Annotated in this window: 6 protein-coding genes; all 6 read right to left on the bottom strand. The window is 59.8% G+C overall.

The window, feature by feature from the left end; all coding sequences use genetic code 11:
• Positions 1–1,052: glycosyl transferase (locus tag NW841_RS07240; protein WP_414385967.1), on the bottom strand; the 1,052-nt coding region annotated here is incomplete at its 3' end.
• Positions 1,053–1,056: 4 nt separating this feature from the next.
• Complete coding sequence (locus tag NW841_RS07235; RefSeq protein WP_414385966.1) at positions 1,057–1,950, bottom strand: DMT family transporter; 894 nt, start codon at positions 1,948–1,950, stop codon at positions 1,057–1,059.
• The gene (locus NW841_RS07230) at positions 1,950–2,285 is read right to left on the bottom strand and encodes a hypothetical protein (protein ID WP_414337085.1); all 336 of its coding nucleotides are present in this window, start codon (positions 2,283–2,285) and stop codon (positions 1,950–1,952) included. Before NW841_RS07230 ends, NW841_RS07235 begins: the two co-directional genes overlap by 1 nt.
• Before the next feature lie 66 nt (positions 2,286–2,351).
• Positions 2,352–2,735: a hypothetical protein gene (locus tag NW841_RS07225; RefSeq protein ID WP_414332533.1), complete on the bottom strand. Its 384-nt coding sequence runs from the start codon at positions 2,733–2,735 to the stop codon at positions 2,352–2,354.
• Positions 2,736–2,737: 2 nt separating this feature from the next.
• Positions 2,738–3,592 (bottom strand): leishmanolysin-related zinc metalloendopeptidase, encoded by an 855-nt coding sequence (locus NW841_RS07220; protein WP_414385965.1) that lies wholly within the window; start codon positions 3,590–3,592, stop codon positions 2,738–2,740.
• A gap of 714 nt (positions 3,593–4,306) precedes the next feature.
• Positions 4,307–4,732: a hypothetical protein gene (locus NW841_RS07215; RefSeq protein WP_414377615.1), complete on the bottom strand. Its 426-nt coding sequence runs from the start codon at positions 4,730–4,732 to the stop codon at positions 4,307–4,309.
• Positions 4,733–5,364: the final 632 nt, after the last annotated feature.

Here is a 5,364-nt window from a genome sequence, read left to right as displayed (position 1 = left end):
GCAATGGCCTCATTGCCCTTGCGATCCAGCTCCTCCGACGCCTGGGGTGGGTGAGGGGGATCCCGCAAGAAGTCCCAGGATCCCGCAAAGAACTCTTCCGGCGAGAGGATACGATGCCAGCCGTAGCGCCGCAATCCCTCCACCAAGAGGGGCGACTCGGCAAAGCTGGAACGGTTGACACAGGCCATGGGGATCCCACAGCGCAGCGCCTCCGCTAGGGTGCCATAGCCCGGCTTGGACACCACCCAGCGGCAGAGGGGCATGACATCCACCGGGCGCCACCTCTGCCCGTCCAAAACCTGCAGGTTGGGCAAAGGGGGAGCCTTGGGGTCGAAGGTGAGAAACTGCCAGTCGGGAAAATCCAAAAGCCGCTCGTAGGGCAAGCCCTGCAGCCCTAGCCCGCCAAAGGTTAACAAAACCGTGGGCCGCTCCCGCTCCAGTCCTAGGCGCTGAGCCACCTCCCCGGCCAAGTAGCGGGGATCCGACCCCGTCAACCCCACGGGTTCCTGGTGGGGAAAGGCGCCCATAGGCTCAGCAAAGGGCAGGCGAAACAGCCGCTGGCAGCGCCCGTACAGCTCGCGGATCCAGCTTACAAAGGGCTGAAACTGGGGGCCGTACTCTTGATAGATAAAGTCCCAGCCGAAGTTACTGGCCATCCAGCAGGGGATCCCGGCAGCCTCGGCAATAGCAGCAGCAAGCGGCGGCACATCCCCTAGCAGCAACGGCACCCCCTGGCTGCGAATGAACTCCGCCTCTTCTCGGATGAGGTCGGCAGACCCCGCTTGGAACGCCCGCAGGGCCGCTAACGTCGCCGGCAGATCCGCCTGCAGCCCATCCGGCTGCACCACCCCCACGTCCAAAGCGCGGGGCCGATGCAGAAACTCCCCTTCCCCGTAGCGCTCCAGCAGCCAAGCGGGAGCCGGCGTCACCCAAATGGGCAGGATCTGCGGCTCCCGCCGCCGCAAAGTGTTCACCACCGCCGTCAGCCGGGTGACGTGACCAAACCCATGGGCCGTTGCCGCCACATAGAGAGGAACTGGATTCACCGCCATAGCCTTAGGAAAGCACAGGCTGAGACTTTTCCCGCCGGGATCCCCAGAGGTTGCTGGCCAAGATGAGGCCCAGGCCCAGCAGCGATCCTGGCGCGATCGGCTCCTGCAACAGCACCGCGATCAACCCCAGCGACAGGAATGGCGTGACATAGACCCAATTGGCCAGGGATCCGCGCTCGTCCGCCAGCTCCAGCGCCCGCAGCCAGAACACAAAAGTCAGGCCCATCTCCGCCAAGCCGATGTAGGCCGCCCAGCCCAGCCCTGCTAGAGTCCACCTCAGCTCCTGCAACGGCAATAGCGCCAGGCAATAGCCGCTGCCGAAGACAAACCCCAGGAACAACTTCAGCACGGCATCCCGTCCATCCCGCACATTGAGCAGCCAGTAGAGGGCCCAAATAGCGGCGCTGCCCACCGCCAGTCCCACTCCCCAGGGATCCTCCACTTGCAGGGTGCCCCAGGAGCCCCCCGTGGCCACCAGCACCACCCCCACCAGGCTCGTTCCCAAAGCCAGCAGCAGCCGCCCGCGCAGGCGCTCCCCCAACAGCGGCACCGCCAAGAGAGCCAGCAGCAGCGGCCAGGTGTAATTTAAAGCCAGTGCCGCCTGGGCCGAGAGGCGATCATAGGCTTGGAAGAGCACCCCGTAGTAGCCAAACGGGTTGAGCAGCCCCTGCAGCGCCGACAGGCCAATTTGGGATCCCTTCTGTTGGGCAATAAGAGGCGCCCGCCCTGTTACCACCAGAACCATCCCCAAGATTAGGCAGGAGCTACACGCCGAAAAAATCAGCAAGACCGTCGGTGAGAGGTGCTGCAACCCCAACTTAAAGGCACTGGCCGCCGTGGCCCAGCCCAAGATAGCCGCTGCCAGGTAGGCGCGGGCCCGCCAGGGATCCCTGCGCATCAAAAGCTGTCCAGATCCCTGTCTTCTGCCTTTGGCCTCGCTCCGGTGGGAAGGCCCAGCCGTGGCGCCACCACCCAGACGTAGAGCAGGTAGCCCAGCCCCACCACCACCGCCCACTTGAGAACAGTGGTGAAAACCCGGAAGACCAGCCCCACCAGCAAGATACAGCCCAAAATGGCCAAAACCGTCAGCAGTGGACGCCCCCACTCAGCCCAAGTGCGAACGGCATTTTTCCCCTGAGACGAGCTCAGTGCCCCAGAGGCCGCAGCCGCCTGCTCCAGTTCGCGCTCAAGCTGTTTTAGCCGTTCTTGTTCTGAGAAAGAAAGATCCGACATAGGGAGCAGTCTCCAGAATACAGGGCCATCTCCATCTTACGAGCTGCTCCCCAAAAGCAGGGCAAGCTAGGCCCGCGCCGACGGGATCTCTTGGGCCATGGCGCGGAACAGATCTAGAGCTGGGCCAGGGCGACGGTTAGGACGCGGAGCCGGGATCTCGTTGGGCACAAAGGGCCTTTCGACCACCACTTTGGGCTTGGCAGGCGCAGCCGTTGCCGCAGAGTTAGAGGAAGTTGCCGACTGGCTTGGAGCGGATTGTCCAGGCGCCGAGCGAAAAGGCCCAGTTACAAAATCCACCAGACCGCCGAAGAGAATGCCAAAGAAGGAAAAAAGACCGCCGAACAGCTTTTTGAGAATGCCCATTTTGCCGATGTCGTAACGTTCTGCAACTGGCCACTCATTATTGTTAAGAACGGGCAGCTTGGCTATAGGTAGATATGCTTTTTTCAACCTCAGGGATCCCCCACCGGTCTGCCTGTGGCATCGAAGCGCCGCAGCGGTAGGGCCAGCTCCAGCTCCTGCAGCTCCAGGGGTTCCGAGATGGGCCGGCTGCGCCCCAGCTCAAAGCCATCGGCTGCCGCCGGGTTCACTGCGTAGCCCATATCTGCCATCGCTCCCACCGTAAGGATGCTTAAGGGATTGGGCACCCCCCGGTCGAGGCGGCTGGTCATCAGCTCCCGACCCAAGACGCTCTCCCGCCAGTGGGAATCGCGGGTTCCCTCCCCAAATTGGTTCTCTAAGGGAACAGAAGGGGCATTCCCCCCCAACGTGGTAAAAGCGGCAACCGCCCGCGGGCCAATAAAGCGGGGGTCATAGCCCGGCGGCGTCGGCTGATCCCGCCCCACCAAGCCCACCGTCAGCCCCTTGGGATCCCAGACGCTGGGCAAAAAGCCAAGCGCATGGCCCAACTCGTGCAGGGCAGTAATGGGCAGGTCGCCCCGCTCTTCCAAAGCCGAGAGGTTTCGGCTGTTGAACACAACCACAGAGTAGAAAGGCAGGCCATTGGAGGCCCGCACAAAACAGGGAGCCGCTCCCCCCAAAATCCGCTCGTCGCCCAGGTCTCTTGCCCGCACCTCCACCAATAGATCGTCGATAGGGAAATCGAGCGGCGTGTTGGGAGCCCCCGCACCACACTCGCCGGCCCGGATGTTGGTGGGCCGTAGATCCGGCTGATCCCCGACGATGATCTCCTGCCACCTCAAGGCCGCGCTGCGGACAATGGCTTGCTGGCTGGGAGTGAGGCTGTTGTCGGGAAAACGAACGTCAATGGTGAACTGAGAAACAGGGGCAGTTATCGGTGAAGGCAAAAGGGTGGGAACGGCAGTCGGAGGAGAAGAAGGGGGGAAACCACCCCCTCCCCCGCACGCTTTGAGCAGCAGTAGCAGTAGTACAGCTATCAGGGATCCGAGCAGGCGCAAGCTCCACGTTCTCCCCCCAAGCTTCCGAAAACCCTTCACACTGCCTCCAAAGGCCCCACAGCCCAGACGGATCATAGCGGTTGCCCGCATTTGCCGAGCAGGATTTGCCCTAGGCTCTGCCACCCATACCCATTCCCAATGGGTGATCTCTAGGAGGCTGGGGAAACCCCTCTGGATCCTCAGTTGCTTGCCAATGGTATAGCTGTTGACGAGGCATGCCATTCCTAGACAAGCACCCAAAACGGTGAAAAACCCAACCGATGGCAAACGCCTAGGAAATGTCTCAGCCAACTCGCTAATGAACATACTCCCCAGCCCTAAAGGGCGAGGATTCTTGTTCCTGGTTCCACAACAGCACTTAACTAACTAGTGGCTAGTGATTAGTGACTCGTCACCAGTTACTAACCCCTATTCACCACCTGTCACTACGCTAGGAGCCGTGCTCATTTCCCCAAGTGTTTCCTCTTGCGGGGTAGTTTCCTTTTACCCAAAGGTACTGTTCCACTCGACTCCCAGCACCTTCAGTGCCCGACGCAAGCTGAAATAACAGTAACCTTAAGAGTGAGCGAAGACGAGTCTGGCGGCCTGTTTTTTTGAGTCCTTTCAATCCAGCGGGTCGCAAGAACTGTCTTCCTCTTCTAGGCTCCAGCCCGCCCCCAAAGCGTCCGCCGCTGCCGCCTGCAACGCCTGAGTGTCCGCCCACAACTGCGCGGGATCCGATAGCGGATCTGACAGAGGCACCAAACGCAAGATGCGGCTCTCCTGAACCAGATCAATCACCACGCTGGGCCGTTCCCCCTCCATGCCTGCCACCTCCGAGGGGGAGGGATCCCGCAAGCAGGCGTAGTCGAAGCTGTTGAGGTTTAGGTAAAGGCTGCGATTGGCCACCAAGGTAGCCGCCGTTGCATCCTGAAACACCTCCATCACATAGCCCTCCCCCTGCTTTCGCACCCAACCATCGACGATATCGAAGTAGCGAACCCGCCCCAGATCCGCTAGGAGACGGTAAATATCCCGCTTATTAACCAAAATTCCGCTATCTACGATACAGGGTGCACAAGGACGAGTGTCTGTCATGGGCAGTCGGTCTTGAGGAGCAAGCGGATTGACAACAGGCAAGAAGCAATTAGAAGTAATGCTCAACAACAGCTAACCAACCATCGCAAATCCTCTAGAAAGTGGCCATCCCCAACAAGTCTAAGACTAGAGCAAACAAAACCAGAGAACCTCAGACAATCAAGATGAGAAAAAGCCAGCAGCCCTACAAACTTAAGCCATTGCAGCAGAGCCCTTTGCTTTGCTCCAAAAAGCCTTTAGCCTGCTTCTCGGAAAGGCTCAGCTCTGGCCTCCCTCGAATGTACCACAGCTTTCCAAAAAGGGGCACAGATCTCCTCCTTCAACTATCTCCAAGGTAAAGGACAAGGGAAGCTGGTCGATAGCCAGCAAATTTTCACCTGTATATTGGGGGAAAATAGGCAGCTAAAGGGTTTGAGACACTAGATATTGTAGGTAATGGTGGGGACAGCCCATTGAGACCGAACCTCTGCCCCAGGCTGTCCCTTTCATTTAGCCGGAAAGCGATGCGCGAAGGCCCCTAGCTTTAGCTATGGGGATGAAGTGCTGTCTTTCTTATCCGTGCGAGCGTGTGATGTTTCATGCTA

This window comes from Synechococcus sp. H60.3, from assembly GCF_047462295.1.
GTDB lineage: Bacteria > Cyanobacteriota > Cyanobacteriia > Thermostichales > Thermostichaceae > Thermostichus.
This window is presented reverse-complemented; position numbering and strand designations above follow the sequence as displayed.

Excerpts from the sequence above, each read along its gene's own strand:
- NW841_RS07235 (WP_414385966.1), bottom strand. The coding sequence starts at position 1,950 with ATGCGCAGGGATCCCTGGCGGGCCCGCGCCTACCTGGCAGCGGCTATC.
- NW841_RS07230 (WP_414337085.1), bottom strand. The coding sequence starts at position 2,285 with ATGTCGGATCTTTCTTTCTCAGAACAAGAACGGCTAAAACAGCTTGAG.